The sequence below is a fragment of the Acidithiobacillus ferriphilus genome (genome assembly GCF_028215975.1).
Lineage (GTDB): Bacteria > Pseudomonadota > Gammaproteobacteria > Acidithiobacillales > Acidithiobacillaceae > Acidithiobacillus > Acidithiobacillus ferriphilus.
The window spans coordinates 1162211-1175883 of record NZ_CP116458.1; the positions used below are offsets into that span (position 1 = coordinate 1162211).

A 13673-nucleotide genomic window follows, 5' to 3' on the forward strand; every position below is an offset into this window, starting at 1 on the left:
TATATTTTGATACAAATCGGGAGAGATTGAGTCATGGCCGTTCCACAAAGTAAAACTTCCCATTCTCGTCGTAACATGCGGCGAGCCCACGATTTTCTGGTGACCGTGAACCGTTCCGTATGTGCCAATTGTGGGGCGGCGAAGCTGCCTCATCATGTGTGCCCGGAATGTGGCTTCTACAAGGGTCGCGAGATGGTGAAGAAGGCGGTAGAGGCCTGATAACGCCAGTCTGTCAGAGCGTTCTTAAGGTTTCGTTATGCCGCACATCGCGGTAGATGCCATGGGTGGTGATTCAGGCCCGTCGGTGGTGGTTCTTGCCATCCGCGATCTGGTCAAAGGTCACCCCGATGTCGTTTTTCATGTTGTGGGGGACAGCGGCATCCTCCAGGCAGGGCTGGCACGGGCTCGCCTCCAAGGTTCATCGCAAATTGTGGTACACCACGCCAGTCAGGTGGTAGCCATGGATGAGGCGCCGTCTCAGGCCCTCCGCGGTAAGCGGGACTCTTCCATGCATGTCGCCATCGGCTTGTTGCGAGATGGGCATGTTGATGCGGTGGTCAGTGCGGGTAACACAGGTGCGCTGATGGCTCTCGGTAAAGTGTTTCTGCGTACTATTCCCGGTATAGACCGTCCCGCAATCGCTGCCTTTCTGCCGACCACCACAGGACGACTTCTGGCGCTGGATTTGGGTGCCAACGTTGATTGTCATCCGGAACATCTCCTGCAGTTCGCGGTAATGGGCTCGATACTTGTCGAGCGCGTCATGGGGCTTGCCCAGCCGCGTGTCGGCCTGCTCAATATCGGCTCAGAAGACATCAAAGGCAATGAACAGGTCAAAGAGGCCGCGCTGCTCCTACGCGCTGCCAAGCTGAATTTTATTGGTAACGTGGAAGGTTCCGATATTTATCGAGGTGTCGCTGATGTGGTGGTGTGTGACGGTTTCGTGGGTAATGTAGCGTTGAAGACGTCTGAAGGGCTGGCGTGGATGATCAGTCAGGAACTGCGTGCCAGCTATACTCACGGCTGGTATGGGCGTATGGCGTATTTGGTCAACCGTCCCATCTTGCAACGTCTGCGGCGGCGTCTCGATTCTCGCCAGTACAATGGCGCAACTCTGTTGGGATTGAATGGTATTGTCATCAAAAGTCACGGAAACGCCGACCGCTTTGCCTTCGCCTGTGCCGTGGAGGTGGCTATCGCCGAAGCCAAGCATCGCCTGACCTTGCGTATTGCCGAAGTGATTCAGAAAAGCCTTGATCCGGCGGTGCGAAACAGCGCGTGAGACCTATTTTTAGCCGTATTGTAGCCACTGGTGGCTATTTGCCGGAACGTGTTCTCAGCAACCGTGAACTGGAGCAAATGGTGGACACCAGCGATGCCTGGATCTTCGCGCGCACGGGGATCCGCTCCCGCCATATCGCCGCTCCCGACGAAAAAACCGTAGATATGGCGGCGGTGGCGGCGCGCCAGGCATTGGCGGATGCCGATCTTCGGGCAGAGGATTTGGATCTCATTATTGTTGCGACGACGACCGCGGACCAGATCTTCCCCAGTACCGCCTGTCTGTTGCAAGCCCGTTTGGGGAACCATGGCGCGCCGGCTTTTGATATTCAGGCGGTTTGCACCGGTTTTATCTATGCACTGGCGACCGCAGATCGCTTCATCCGCAGCGGCGGAGCGCGGCATGCGCTGGTCGTCGGGGTAGAGAGTATGTCCCGCATCGTCGATTGGACAGATCGTGGTACCTGTATCCTTTTTGGTGATGGTGCCGGTGCCGTAATCCTCAGTGCCAGTGATGAACCAGGCATCATCTCCACGCACATCCATGCGGATGGTGCCTATGCCGACTTGCTGCAGGTGCCTGGTGGCGAGACACGGATGACCATGCAGGGTAACGCGGTGTTCCGCATGGCGGTGCGTACCCTGGGTGAGATTGTGCAGGAAACGCTCGCGGCAAATGCCCTGACAGCAGCGGACATCGACTGGCTGGTGCCGCATCAGGCCAATATCCGCATTATTCAGGCGACCGCCGATAAGTTAGGCTTGCCTATGGAGCGGGTGGTGACGACGGTAGAACATCATGGTAATACTTCCGCAGCTTCGGTGCCTTTAGCGCTGGATGATGCGGCCCGACGCCGTTGTTTTCAGCCGGGACAATGTCTCCTGCTGGAGGCGTTCGGGGGTGGGTTCACTTGGGGATCAGCGCTTCTGCGCTGGGGCTGAAAGCCCTGCTACCAATTTGTACTGAGAGGAGGTTCGCTTGCACGGCTCTATCGCCTTTGTTTTTCCCGGTCAGGGTTCGCAATCTATGAATATGCTGACTGATCTCGCCGGCAGTCATCCGCTGATCAAGGAGATTTTCGCGGAAGCCTCCGCCCAGCTGGGCGAGGACCTGTGGTCCCTTACTCAGGATGGGCCTGTCGAAAAACTCAATCAGACGTGTTGGACGCAGCCGGTGATGCTGGCTGCCGGGTACGCCGTTTATCGGGTCTGGGAAGAGGAGGGCGGCGTCTTTCCCGACTTTATCGCCGGCCACTCTTTGGGTGAATACACGGCCCTGGTGGTCGCCGATGCGGTGGATTTCCCGGATGCGGTGCGTCTGGTCGCCGAACGCGGCCGTCTGATGCAGCATGCGGTGCCCGAAGGTGTGGGTGCCATGGCGGCCGTTATTGGTCTCGGCGATGATGAGGTGAAACAACTTTGCGCCCAGGAAGCACATGGTGAAGTGCTCGCGGCGGCTAATTTCAATGCGCCCGGACAAGTGGTGGTCGCCGGTAACCAGGCAGCCGTTACGCGTCTGGTAGAGTCGGCGCGTGCCGCGGGCGCGAAGCGCGTTGTAGTGCTTCCGGTCAGTGTGCCCAGCCATTGCAGCCTGATGATGTCGGCTGCCGAACGTTTTCAGGCTACCCTGGAATCTGTGCAATTCCGCAGCCCCAAGGCGATGGTGGTGCATAACGCCGATGTGCAAAACCACAATACGCCTGATTCCATTCGTGCCGCCCTTGCTCAGCAGTTGTATTCACCGGTACGTTGGACCGATACGATTCGTCATCTCGCCCGACAGGGGGCTATGACCTTCGTGGAAATGGGGCCTGGCCGCGTGCTGTCTGGATTGGGGAAGCGTATTGAGCCTAGCCTGACCATGCTCCATATCGAAGATGGCAAAAGCCTTAAGGCCGTCCTGGAGGTGATCTGATGGCGGGATCTTTAGAGGGTCAGTTAGCCCTGATCACCGGCGGTAGTCGCGGTATCGGACAGGAGATCGCCCGCGTACTGGGCAGACAGGGCGCGCTGGTCGTCGCCACGGCAACCACGCCTGCTGGTGCGGAACGAATTGACGCGGATCTGGCAGCGCATGGTATTCGCGGCACCGGGGTGGCGCTGGATGTGACTGATGATGCGGCCATGTCCGCTGTGCTCGCGCAAATACAGGCATCTCATGGTGCGCCGACTATTCTGGTGAATAATGCGGGAATCACCCGCGATCAATTGCTGTTGCGGATGAAGGATGACGATTGGGATGATGTCATGGCGACCAACTTGCGCGCGGTATACCGCTTGAGCAAGCTATGCGTGCGCGATATGCTCAAAGCCCGTTTTGGCCGTATTATTAACATTACGTCGGTGGTCGGTGTGATGGGCAATGCCGGACAGACCAATTATGCGGCGGCCAAGGCGGGGGTGGCCGGTTTTACCCGGGCTATGGCGAGGGAGGTGGCGGCGCGGCAGGTGACGGTCAATTGTGTGGCCCCTGGCTTCATCAGCACGGACATGACCGAAGGGCTGAATGATACGCACCGTGATGCCCTTATGCAGCAGATTCCCGCGGGAAGACTCGGAGTGGTGGCCGATGTGGCGGCTGCGGTTGCTTATTTGGCGGGTCCGGATGCGGGTTACGTAACCGGACAGATTCTGCATGTCAACGGGGGCATGTGGATGGGGTAACGCATTCGTGGCTTTACAGGACTGTACGCCCTGTGGTCCAATCTCGCCGACAATAATTTTTTACCAACAGAGGAGCTTCTCCTAATGGATAGTGTGGCAGAACGTGTAAAGAAGGTTGTAGTAGAGCAGTTGGGTGTCAACGAAGATGAAGTAACCAATGAAGCCTCTTTTGTCGATGATCTGGGTGCTGACTCGCTGGATACCGTGGAACTGGTGATGGCGCTGGAAGAAGAATTTGACTGCGAAATCCCCGATGAAGAAGCGGAGAAGATTGCGACCGTGCAACAGGCCATCGACTATGTGTCTGCGCATATGCCAACCAAGGATGCCTGAGTATTTATTCCCCGACCGGGTGATGAGGAGAACAGGCGTTTGAAGAGACGTGCAGTGATTACCGGGCTGGGAATTGTGTCACCCGTCGGTGTGGGCCTTCCGGCGGCGTGGGATTCCATAATCCAGGGGCGTAGTGGTATTGGCCGGGTAACCCGCATTGACCCTGCCCCATATAGCTCCCAGATTGCGGGAGAGGTACGTGGCTTTGATATCGGTCAGTACATTCCGGCCAAGGAAGCCCGCAAGATGGATTTATTCATCCATTATGGCCTTGCTGCGGCGATGGAAGCGATTGCGGATTCCGGATTGCAGATCAATGCAGACATTGCGGACCGGGTGGGAGTATCCATTGGCAGCGGCATTGGTGGTTTGCCGGGTATTGAATCCGAGCATACGATTGTCACCGAGAGCGGCCCGCGCCGGATCTCGCCCTTTTTTATTCCGCGTTGTATTGTCAACATGGTGTCTGGCCATGTCTCCATCATGTATGGCGCCAAAGGACCGAGCATTGCCATGGCGACGGCCTGTTCTACAGGTACGCACTCCATCGGTGATGCGGCGCGACTCATCGAATACGGTGACGCCGATGTCATGATCGCCGGTGGTGCCGAGGCGGCTATCAGTCCTCTGGGGCTGGGTGGATTCTGCGCGGCGCGGGCGCTTTCAACGCGTAATGAGGATCCTGAGAAGGCCAGTCGTCCCTGGGATAAAGATCGGGATGGTTTCGTGCTGGGCGAAGGCGCGGGCGTTCTCGTGCTGGAGGAGTATGAATTCGCGCGGCGTCGTGGTGCCCGTATCTATGCGGAATTGTCCGGTTATGGCATGAGCTCTGATGCTTACCATATGACACAGCCGGCGCCTGCAGGGGAGGGTGCCGCCCGCTGTATGCAAGCTGCGTTGCGTAACGCGGCGGTGACCCCGGAAATGGTCGGGTACATCAACGCGCATGGGACCTCGACCCCGCTTGGAGACCGTTCAGAAACCGACGCCGTGCATGTGGTCTTCGGCGACCATGCACGGCGATTGGCCATGAGCTCCACCAAGTCCATGACGGGCCATCTTCTGGGTGCCGCGGGGGGGATCGAAGCCATTTTTACGGTGCTGGCCCTCTATCATGGCATTCTGCCACCCACCATCAATCTGGATCAGGCTGATGAGGGTTGCGACCTGGATTATGTACCCCTTAAGGCGCGACACGCGGCTGTGGAAGTGGCGTTAAGTAATTCCTTCGGATTTGGCGGTACCAACAGTTCCCTGGTTTTCCGCCGCGTTAGCAACTGATTGCTCCGTGGGAGTGATTGCCGCCACGGTGGATGGAAATCACTTCGTGGCAGAGGAGTGCGGTGTTGCCTTGGACCGTGCTTTACATTATGGGGATGGGCTTTTTGAAACCATCGCGGTCATAAAGGGCGTCCCCCTGTTTTGGGATGCCCATCTGGCGCGCCTCGGGCGTGGCGCGGCCATTCTGAATATCCCCATGCCTTCCCCAAGCCTCTGGTATGCTGATTTACAGCAGATACTGCATGATGTTCGGGTACATTCCCGCCTCTTCGTCAAGCTGCTTCTCAGCCGTGGCGCGGGTTGGGGGTACGGCAGTTCCAGTGCAGGTCCCACGCGACGCTATCTGTATTTATCCCAATGGCCGGAGCGTGATCCCCACTATTGGGAACCCGGTATTTCCGCCGCGATCTGTCCGGTCGCCTTGTTAACCGGTGCGCCTTATCTCGGTGTTAAATCGCTCAATCGCCTGAATCAGGTTATGGCCCGGGATGCCCTGGCTTCGGAATATGCGGAAGGGATCATGTTGGACCAGTCAGGGGTGCTGCGCGAGGGAATCATGTCCAATCTGTTTTGGGTGAGGGCCGGTATTGTCTACACCCCAGAGCTGGAAGATGGGGGAATCTCCGGCATTCAGCGGGGCGCTATCCTGGAATGGCTGCGCGCGCGTGCCGTGCCGACCATGCCGGGGCGCTATCGGGCCGCGGCACTTCAGCAGGCGGATGAAATATTCTTCAGCAATAGTCTGATCGGCATCTGGCCAGTACGCCGCTTTGCGGAGCGCACGTTGCCAGGACATGACGGACCAATAGCATCCGCTTTGCTCGCTTGGTGCAGGAATATGGGGTTGGGGCCACAATCATGAGCCGCAAACGCCGTGCCGCCGGGTTGTTTCTTTTGATGATGCTATTCCTTTTTGGATTTTACGGCATCAGCATGTATTGGCCGGAAGCTTTGCCGGCGAAGGGCGTGACGGTCCCCATTCCTTTGGGCACCACTAACGCGCAGGCTATTGCCAGTCTGGCGCGGTCCGGGGTATTGCCGCATCCGCGACTGTTTCATCTGGCTTGGGCCTTGGCCGGGTATCCGCCCATGCAGGCCGGACTGTATGAGTTCCAGGGACGTATTAACCAGGCGCAGGTACTCCACCGATTGATTGCCGGGCAATCCACGCCACTTAGCCTGCTGATTGTGCCTGGCTGGCGTTTGCAGGATATCTATCAGGAAATACACGATAAGGCTCCTTACCTGGACCAGCAGAATCTGCCACAGGGTGCGGCCGCGGCACGATACCTCGCACGGCAGGGTGTCGGCGCGCAAGGTAGTGCGGAGGGCTGGCTTTTCCCCGATAGTTACCGTTACGTTCCGGGTACCACCGCGCTGAGTGTGCTGCGGCGTGCCTATGTGCGCATGCAACGGGAATTACACTCCTTATGGGCCGGACGTGCTCCTGGATTGCCGCTGGGTGATCCCTATCAGGCCCTGATTCTGGCTTCTATCGTACAAAAGGAGGGCGCGCCACCCGCAGAGCAGGCGCATATCGCCGCCGTCTTTCTCAATCGCTTGCGGCAGGGTATGCCTCTGCAGTCTGATCCCACCGTGATTTATGCTTTGGGCGAGCGCTATACCGGGTCTTTGACGACCTCAGAGATGCATGTGGAGAGCCCCTATAACACCTACTTGCATACCGGATTGCCGCCTACCCCCATCGCGATGCCGGGACTCGGTAGTCTGATGGCGGTACTGCATCCTGCGGACAGTGCCGACCTTTATTTTATCGCCCAAGGCGATGAATACCATTATTCAGAGAGTTACACGCAACATCTTAAGCAGATACAGCATTATCTCCAGCATGCCGGAGGAGCAGGTTTGTGAACGTGAAGGCGGCATCACTGAAGGATGGATTTTTCCTCACCTTGGAGGGTATCGAGGGCGCAGGAAAGAGTTCAGCGGCGCCGGTGTTGGCGGAATATTGTCGTCAGCAGGGTTACGCGGTGGAAGTTACTCGGGAACCGGGCGGCGGGCCGCTCGGTGAGGCTTTGCGTACGATTTTTCTGGATGATCACCTGCGCCTGGATGCGGATGAGGAATTGCTCCTGCTGTATGCCGGGCGTCGGGATCATTGGCTGACGCGTATTGCTCCCGCGCTGGCTGCCGGGAAGGTGGTCATCAGTGATCGCTATGAAGATTCCACCTATGCCTATCAGAGTGGCGGACGGGGGGTCACCCGCGAACACATCGCGGAGTTGGCGCGCTGGGCGGGGATTACGCGCCTTCCTGATCTGACCTTCTGGTTTGATGTGCCGCCGGAATTGGGCGCGATGCGTATTCGCGCACGTCGACCGGATCGATTGGAGCAGGAAGATCAAGCTTTCTTTAGTCGGGCGCGAGCGGTTTTTGCGGAACGCTGCGCGGCCGAACCAGAAAGAATCTTGCGCGTGGATGCGACACAGACTCTGCCGGTGGTGCATGATACTTTGCGGATACAGTTGGCGCTGCGCCTGGCGGCGCATTGTTCATGAGTGCGCAGCGTCCGAGGCCCGCCGAATGGCAGCCGATACAAAGTCTGCTGCAAGCGGGATTGCCTCAGGCGATGCTCGCTGTCGGCGAGTCGGGGTCGCTGGTCGGACAGTACTGCGATGAGTTGCAGCAGGTGGCCTTGTGTTTCGCGCCATCAGCGCAGGGATTGTCCTGTGGAACCTGTCGTTCCTGTCGTTTGTTGGTAGAAGGCAATCATCCGGATCTGCTCGTTATTACAGCAGAAACGGGGAAGCGTATTGCGATTGACGCGGTGCGCCATGCCAATGACTTTCTCGCCTACACCCCGCAGGTCAGCGCGCGGCGCTGGCTGCGCGTTGAGCCGGCCGAAGCGCTGACCGCGGCGGCCGCCAACGCCCTCCTCAAAACCCTGGAGGAGCCCGCCGCGCGTGCGCACATTCTTTTGCTCAGTGAGCGTCCGTCGCAACTTCCGGCCACCATCCGGTCACGCTTGCAGAGATTGTCTTTTCCAGCGCCGCGGCCGGGGCAGTGCGTGCTTTGGCTGGAAGGACTCGGTATACCTCCGGCGGAGGCGCTTTGGTTGAGCCGACAGTTTGCGAATCGGCCGTTGCGTGCCTGGCAACTCTGGGAATCCGGCTGGGTGACACGCTGCCCAAGCTGGATCGACATGTTATTGAGCCTTCCCCAGCAGAGTCCCGTCGCCGCTTTGCGTCTGGCCGATAACTGGGCCAAAGACGTTGACTTGCTGCTGCTGCGCGAGTTGATGTTGAGCTTGTTGGCCGATTTGCTCCGGCTTCGTAATCATCGCCCGGACAGCATCGTGCATGTAGACTATCTGCAGTCGCTGAAGGTCATGGCGCAGTCGGCTCAGGCGATCTCCCTCTGGGAGACGCTGGAGGAATGGATCCGAGTCCCTGAGTCTCTCGCCCAGAATCGCAATGTGGGTATGATGTTGGAAACGTTACTGTTGAACTGGATAAGCATTTGGTCCAGGGAGAAGGTGCATGGAATTACAAGCTGAGACGGGAAGTGCGGCAAAAGCGCTGTCCGTAGTGTTGCGGGACGTTGCCGCGGTGCAGCGCTACTATATGCCAAACATTAAAGGGGGGGGGGTGCTGGTGGAGACACCGAATCTCCTGCCCATGGGCACGGAGGTGTTGCTCATGATCAGCCTTCCCGACAGCCAGCCGCGGGCGCCTGTCATGGGGAAGGTGGTGTGGGTGACGCCACCGGATAATCGTGATGGCCGACCGCCAGCCATTGGCGTTCAGTTCGTAAATGATCGCTCCGGTGTCCTGATGCGCATTCAAAACGCGCTGTCGGACCTGCCCAGGAACGATGGCGAGGTGCTGAGTTTCTAAAATGCATCATTTTGTGCCGCTTCCATATAGGGTCATTGCTCTCTCGTTGCCGTCTGGGTTACACTTCGTCCCCTCAGGAGAGGTGACCGAGCGGCCGAAGGTGCAGCACTGGAAATGCTGTGTACTCCAAAAGGGTACCGTGGGTTCGAATCCCACCCTCTCCGCCAATCACCGTCCATCAGCGGACAGTCTCAGGTTTTTCTATGGCGACAAAGATCGGTCCCCTCGCAGTGGTAGCTGGTGAACCCCGTCAGGCCCGGAAGGGAGCAGCGGCAGCCGGTGATCCAGGTGCCGGGGTGCGGCTGGTTCGCGTCGCCACCCTATATTTCGGGCGCGCATGAGCGCCTACCTCGCGCTTGCCCGCCGCTGGCGGCCACAACACTTTGACGATTTTGTAGGGCAAGGGGCGGTGGTCGCCGCCTTGCGCCATGCCCTCGATTCCGGTCGCATTCATCATGCTTTTTTGTTCACCGGGACGCGGGGCGTCGGTAAAACGACTCTGGCGCGGCTACTGGCCAAGTGCCTGAACTGTGAGCGTGGCGTTAGCAGCGATCCTTGCGGAGAGTGCAGTGCCTGTCGCGGCATCGCCGCGGGAAATTTTGTTGATCTGCTGGAAGTGGACGCGGCGAGTCGCACCCGGGTGGATGAAACCCGTGACCTGCTGGACAACGTGCAGTACGCGCCTACGGTGGGTCGATACAAAGTGTACCTTATCGACGAGGTACACATGTTATCCACTCACAGCTTCAACGCGCTGCTGAAAACCCTTGAAGAACCGCCGGAGCATGTCAAATTTCTGTTGGCGACCACGGATCCGCAGAAACTGCCGGTAACCGTACTCTCCCGCTGTCTGCAGTTTAATTTGCGGAGGCTGGATATTCCACAAATTCAGGGACGATTGCAGCAGATCATGGCGGCCGAACAGATACCTGCCGAGGATGCCGCACTGCGGATATTGTCACGCGCTGCCGATGGAAGCCTGCGCGACGCCCTGAGTTTGCTGGATCAGGCCATTGTTCATGGTGGGGGTGCGGTCCAGCGTGACGGCGTGCTCGCGATGCTTGGGCGCGGCAGTGACGATGCGGTGCTGGGTCTGGTCGAAGCGTTGGTGGAGCGGGATGCTGCGCAGGTATTTGCCATACTGGATGATCATCTGGCGCGGGGTATAGATGGCGCCGGCCTGCTCGATTTGATCATAGAGGGCGTGCACCGTCTCAGCTTGGCACAATTTCTTCCGACCGATCCGGAGGATGATGGTGCGGAGCTGATTGCGCGCCTGCGTGGACGCATCAGCCCGCTTACTTTGCAGTCCTGGTATTTTTTGCTCCTCTCGGCACGACGTGACTTTGCGCTTTATCCGGACAGCCGTATGGCGCTGGAAATGGCTGTTCTGCGGGTATTGAGCTTTTCCGGAGCGGTGTCGCCAGACTTGCCGCCCGCCGCCGCGCTTCCGGATCCGGGCATTCCGCATTTTGTTGAGTCATCAACGCTGGCAGCGGAGGTGAGTTCACCGGCATCGCACCGGCCTGCACCATCGCTTTCCTACCATTCAGGGGACGCGGTTCGGGAAACGACGCCGGATAGGGTGGCTGAGACGGCGCCCTCGACGGACTGGCGTTGTGTGGTGGAAGCGCTGGCGGTTTCTCCCATGCTTGCCGAGTACCTGCGCTATGGACAGGCCCTGCGCTGCGATCCGGAAGCGGTGGAATTGGCCGTGGAGCCCAATTATTTGCCATTTCTCGTCAAGGCCGAGGCCCGTGGGGCGTTACATCGGGCGCTTACTGCATATTTTGGCCGGGAACCGCGTCTGAGCATCGTACCCCTTACCAAGGCGACCGGGGTGGGAAGCCTGGTGCAGGAAGAGAAAGCGCGCGCGGCATCCCGGCAGGCCGAAGCCGAGGCGCGCGTCGCCGCGGACCCGCGCATAGGCGCGTTCCTGGAAGTCTTGGAGGCTCATGTGGAATCCATTGAAGTTATGGTACCGGCCGCCGCGAACGGCGGTGCCGTTGGCTCACAGTTGAAGAGTAAACTAGAGAGGGGATGAAAGATGAAGGGTGGACTGGGAAATATCATGAAGCAGGCGCAGCAGCTCCAGGAGCGCATGCAAAAGACGCAGGAAGAACTTGCCCAGGTAGAGGTGCGAGGCTATGCGGGCGGTAATCTGGTAGAGGTCACCATGACCTGCCGGTATGACGTACGCCGGGTGCGTATTGACCCCTCTCTGCTTGCCGATGGCGATCGGGAAATGCTCGAGGATCTCGTGGCTGCCGCCATCAATGACGCCGTGCGCAATGCCGAGAAGATCAGCGCGGAGCGGATGTCGGACGTGACGGGTGGCATGAATATTCCGGGCATGAACCTGCCTTTCTAGGCATTTATGGCAGATGTTCCGAGTATGGATGCCCTGGTGGCACTGCTCCGCCGCCTGCCGGGTATTGGCCCGCGTTCGGCGCAACGGATCGGCTATGAGTTGCTGGTGCGCAAGCGCGATCTCATGCCGCAACTGGCCGCCGCCTTACAGCAGGCCCATGCCATGGTCCGTTTTTGTCAGCGCTGCAATAATCTGAGCGAAGCGCCGTTGTGCGCCGTCTGTCGCTCTGAACATCGGGATCGTTCCATCCTGTGCGTCGTGGAATCTCCCGCGGATTTGCGCGCTATCGAAGATACGGGGGTGTTTGTCGGCGAGTTTTTTGTGTTGATGGGGCATTTGTCGCCCCTGGACGGCATCGGTCCCGAAGCCTTGCACATTGATCGCCTCAGCGCGCGCTTGGGTGAGGCAGACTTGCGGGAAGTGATTTTTGCGACCAATCCCACTCTGGAAGGGGAGGCCACGGCACAGTTCCTTGCCGGGCTGGTTCCCGAGGGTATGACAATCAGCCGTATCGCCCGCGGGGTGCCGGTGGGCGGCGAATTGGAATACGTCGATCGTAGCACCCTCGGGCGCGCATTGCATGGTCGCCGATTGCTCGATGAATAAGGCATTATCCATTGTTTCGTAAACATAAAAGCAATTAAATTTTGAGAGGAAACAGCGATCATGACAGCCATAGGCGCCACGCCTCCGGGTGGGAATGTGTTTTTTTTGCTGATGGGTGCCATTCTGGTACTTGCCATGCACGGCGGATTCGCCTTTCTGGAACTGGGTACGGTAAGGCGCCGCAGTCAGGTCAACGCATTGGTCAAAATTCTCAGCGATTTTGGTATTTCTACCATGGTCTATTTTTTTGTGGGTTACCACATCGCCTACGGCATCAGCTTTTTCGGTGATGTGAAGACCCTGACCACGGGTAATCACGGCTTCGAGATGGTGCGCTTTTTCTTCCTGCTCACCTTCGCCGCCGCGGTGCCGGCTATTATTTCCGGTGGTATCGCCGAGCGGGCGCGTTTTTATCCACAATTGCTGGCGACGGCCTTCCTGGTGGGGCTGGTTTATCCCTTTTATGAAGGCATTGTCTGGAACGATCATTATGGCATTCAGGCTTGGTTTGCCAGCATTTTTGGTGCGCCTTTTCACGATTTCGCGGGCTCGGTGGTGGTCCATGCCATGGGTGGTTGGATGGCGCTGATGGCGGTCTGGCTGCTGGGTCCGCGCAAGGGGCGTTACGGGAAAAATGGTGTGGTGCATGCCATGCCACCATCCAATATTCCCTTTCTGGCGCTGGGTTCCTGGATTCTGATCATCGGCTGGTTTGGCTTTAATGTGATGAGTGCGCAGCAACTGATGGCGGTGCAGGGTCTGGTGGCGCTCAATTCGCTTATGGCGCTGGTGGGCGGTATGCTGGCGGCCCTGGCGGTAGGGAAGGGCGACCCGGGCTTCGTACACAATGGCGCTCTGGCGGGTCTGGTCGCGATCTGCGCCGGTTCCGATGTGGTGCAACCCATCGGTGCTTTGGCCATCGGCGCTATTGCCGGTATTATCTTTGTCTACCTCTTCACTTTTGTGCAGCACCGCCTGCGTCTGGATGACGTGCTTGGCGTATGGCCGATGCACGGCGTCTGCGGCGTGTGGGGCGGGCTGGCCGTCGGCATTTTTGGACATCAGTTCCTCGGCGGCGCCGGTGGGGTCAGTTTCTGGTCCCAGTTGCTGGGCACCTCGTTGGGCGTACTGGTCGCCCTGGCGGGCAGCGGCATCGTCTACGGCGGCATCAAGTACTTCATCGGGATTCGTCTGGACCCCGAGGCGGAGTATGCCGGTGCCGATTTGAGTCTGCACCATGTCAGCGCATATCCTGAGGAGGATATCGAGAGGGCGTGACC

Annotated in this window: 16 protein-coding genes, 1 tRNA gene and 1 other RNA gene; all 18 read left to right on the forward strand. The window is 58.6% G+C overall.

Going from position 1 to position 13673, the window contains the following annotated elements; all coding sequences use genetic code 11:
* Nucleotides 1-33 precede the first annotated feature (33 nt).
* Nucleotides 34-219: a 50S ribosomal protein L32 gene (rpmF, locus tag PJU76_RS05700; RefSeq protein WP_014028846.1), complete on the forward strand. Its 186-nt coding sequence runs from the start codon at nucleotides 34-36 to the stop codon at nucleotides 217-219.
* 37 nt (nucleotides 220-256) lie between these two features.
* A complete protein-coding gene (gene plsX / locus PJU76_RS05705) occupies nucleotides 257-1282 on the forward strand; it encodes a phosphate acyltransferase PlsX (protein WP_064220245.1) in 1026 nt (341 codons plus the stop codon).
* Entirely contained in the window at nucleotides 1279-2223 is a 945-nt protein-coding gene (locus PJU76_RS05710; RefSeq protein ID WP_271780843.1) for a beta-ketoacyl-ACP synthase III, read from the forward strand. The genes plsX and PJU76_RS05710 overlap by 4 nt, the downstream gene beginning before the upstream one ends.
* Before the next feature lie 37 nt (nucleotides 2224-2260).
* On the forward strand, nucleotides 2261-3196 hold the full coding sequence (gene fabD / locus PJU76_RS05715) for an ACP S-malonyltransferase (RefSeq protein WP_064220336.1): 936 nt from the start codon (nucleotides 2261-2263) through the stop codon (nucleotides 3194-3196).
* On the forward strand, nucleotides 3196-3945 hold the full coding sequence (gene fabG, locus PJU76_RS05720; RefSeq protein WP_215860391.1) for a 3-oxoacyl-ACP reductase FabG: 750 nt from the start codon (nucleotides 3196-3198) through the stop codon (nucleotides 3943-3945). Before fabD ends, fabG begins: the two co-directional genes overlap by 1 nt.
* A gap of 84 nt (nucleotides 3946-4029) precedes the next feature.
* Nucleotides 4030-4278, forward strand: a complete 249-nt coding sequence (gene acpP / locus PJU76_RS05725; protein ID WP_064220338.1) for an acyl carrier protein — start codon at nucleotides 4030-4032, stop codon at nucleotides 4276-4278.
* 39 nt (nucleotides 4279-4317) lie between these two features.
* On the forward strand, nucleotides 4318-5559 hold the full coding sequence (gene fabF, locus PJU76_RS05730; RefSeq protein WP_271780844.1) for a beta-ketoacyl-ACP synthase II: 1242 nt from the start codon (nucleotides 4318-4320) through the stop codon (nucleotides 5557-5559).
* 70 nt (nucleotides 5560-5629) lie between these two features.
* On the forward strand, nucleotides 5630-6421 hold the full coding sequence (pabC, locus tag PJU76_RS05735) for an aminodeoxychorismate lyase (RefSeq protein ID WP_271780845.1): 792 nt from the start codon (nucleotides 5630-5632) through the stop codon (nucleotides 6419-6421).
* Nucleotides 6418-7431, forward strand: a complete 1014-nt coding sequence (gene mltG / locus PJU76_RS05740) for an endolytic transglycosylase MltG (RefSeq protein WP_271780846.1) — start codon at nucleotides 6418-6420, stop codon at nucleotides 7429-7431. Before pabC ends, mltG begins: the two co-directional genes overlap by 4 nt.
* The gene (tmk, locus tag PJU76_RS05745) at nucleotides 7428-8078 is read left to right on the forward strand and encodes a dTMP kinase (protein ID WP_271780847.1); all 651 of its coding nucleotides are present in this window, start codon (nucleotides 7428-7430) and stop codon (nucleotides 8076-8078) included. Before mltG ends, tmk begins: the two co-directional genes overlap by 4 nt.
* Entirely contained in the window at nucleotides 8075-9076 is a 1002-nt protein-coding gene (locus PJU76_RS05750; protein WP_271780848.1) for a DNA polymerase III subunit delta' C-terminal domain-containing protein, read from the forward strand. The genes tmk and PJU76_RS05750 overlap by 4 nt, the downstream gene beginning before the upstream one ends.
* Entirely contained in the window at nucleotides 9060-9416 is a 357-nt protein-coding gene (locus tag PJU76_RS05755; RefSeq protein ID WP_215861973.1) for a PilZ domain-containing protein, read from the forward strand. The genes PJU76_RS05750 and PJU76_RS05755 overlap by 17 nt, the downstream gene beginning before the upstream one ends.
* A gap of 76 nt (nucleotides 9417-9492) precedes the next feature.
* Nucleotides 9493-9583, forward strand: a tRNA-Ser gene (locus PJU76_RS05760).
* Between the two features lie 47 nt (nucleotides 9584-9630).
* Nucleotides 9631-9727, forward strand: an RNA gene (gene ffs, locus PJU76_RS05765) — signal recognition particle sRNA small type.
* 26 nt (nucleotides 9728-9753) lie between these two features.
* Nucleotides 9754-11460, forward strand: a complete 1707-nt coding sequence (gene dnaX, locus PJU76_RS05770) for a DNA polymerase III subunit gamma/tau (protein ID WP_271780849.1) — start codon at nucleotides 9754-9756, stop codon at nucleotides 11458-11460.
* Nucleotides 11461-11463: 3 nt separating this feature from the next.
* The gene (locus PJU76_RS05775) at nucleotides 11464-11787 is read left to right on the forward strand and encodes a YbaB/EbfC family nucleoid-associated protein (RefSeq protein ID WP_271780850.1); all 324 of its coding nucleotides are present in this window, start codon (nucleotides 11464-11466) and stop codon (nucleotides 11785-11787) included.
* 6 nt (nucleotides 11788-11793) lie between these two features.
* Entirely contained in the window at nucleotides 11794-12393 is a 600-nt protein-coding gene (recR, locus tag PJU76_RS05780) for a recombination mediator RecR (protein ID WP_215859598.1), read from the forward strand.
* Between the two features lie 60 nt (nucleotides 12394-12453).
* Nucleotides 12454-13671, forward strand: a complete 1218-nt coding sequence (locus tag PJU76_RS05785; protein ID WP_271780851.1) for an ammonium transporter — start codon at nucleotides 12454-12456, stop codon at nucleotides 13669-13671.
* Nucleotides 13672-13673 lie beyond the last annotated feature (2 nt).

What these genes read in the sequence shown, in the direction of transcription:
- rpmF (WP_014028846.1), top strand. Translation starts at nt 34, where the DNA reads ATGGCCGTTCCACAAAGTAAAACTTCCCATTCTCGTCGTAACATGCGG.
- plsX (WP_064220245.1), top strand. Translation starts at nt 257, where the DNA reads ATGCCGCACATCGCGGTAGATGCCATGGGTGGTGATTCAGGCCCGTCG.
- fabG (WP_215860391.1), top strand. Translation starts at nt 3,196, where the DNA reads ATGGCGGGATCTTTAGAGGGTCAGTTAGCCCTGATCACCGGCGGTAGT.
- acpP (WP_064220338.1), top strand. Translation starts at nt 4,030, where the DNA reads ATGGATAGTGTGGCAGAACGTGTAAAGAAGGTTGTAGTAGAGCAGTTG.
- mltG (WP_271780846.1), top strand. Translation starts at nt 6,418, where the DNA reads ATGAGCCGCAAACGCCGTGCCGCCGGGTTGTTTCTTTTGATGATGCTA.
- PJU76_RS05750 (WP_271780848.1), top strand. Translation starts at nt 8,075, where the DNA reads ATGAGTGCGCAGCGTCCGAGGCCCGCCGAATGGCAGCCGATACAAAGT.
- PJU76_RS05755 (WP_215861973.1), top strand. Translation starts at nt 9,060, where the DNA reads ATGGAATTACAAGCTGAGACGGGAAGTGCGGCAAAAGCGCTGTCCGTA.
- dnaX (WP_271780849.1), top strand. Translation starts at nt 9,754, where the DNA reads ATGAGCGCCTACCTCGCGCTTGCCCGCCGCTGGCGGCCACAACACTTT.
- PJU76_RS05775 (WP_271780850.1), top strand. Translation starts at nt 11,464, where the DNA reads ATGAAGGGTGGACTGGGAAATATCATGAAGCAGGCGCAGCAGCTCCAG.
- recR (WP_215859598.1), top strand. Translation starts at nt 11,794, where the DNA reads ATGGCAGATGTTCCGAGTATGGATGCCCTGGTGGCACTGCTCCGCCGC.
- PJU76_RS05785 (WP_271780851.1), top strand. Translation starts at nt 12,454, where the DNA reads ATGACAGCCATAGGCGCCACGCCTCCGGGTGGGAATGTGTTTTTTTTG.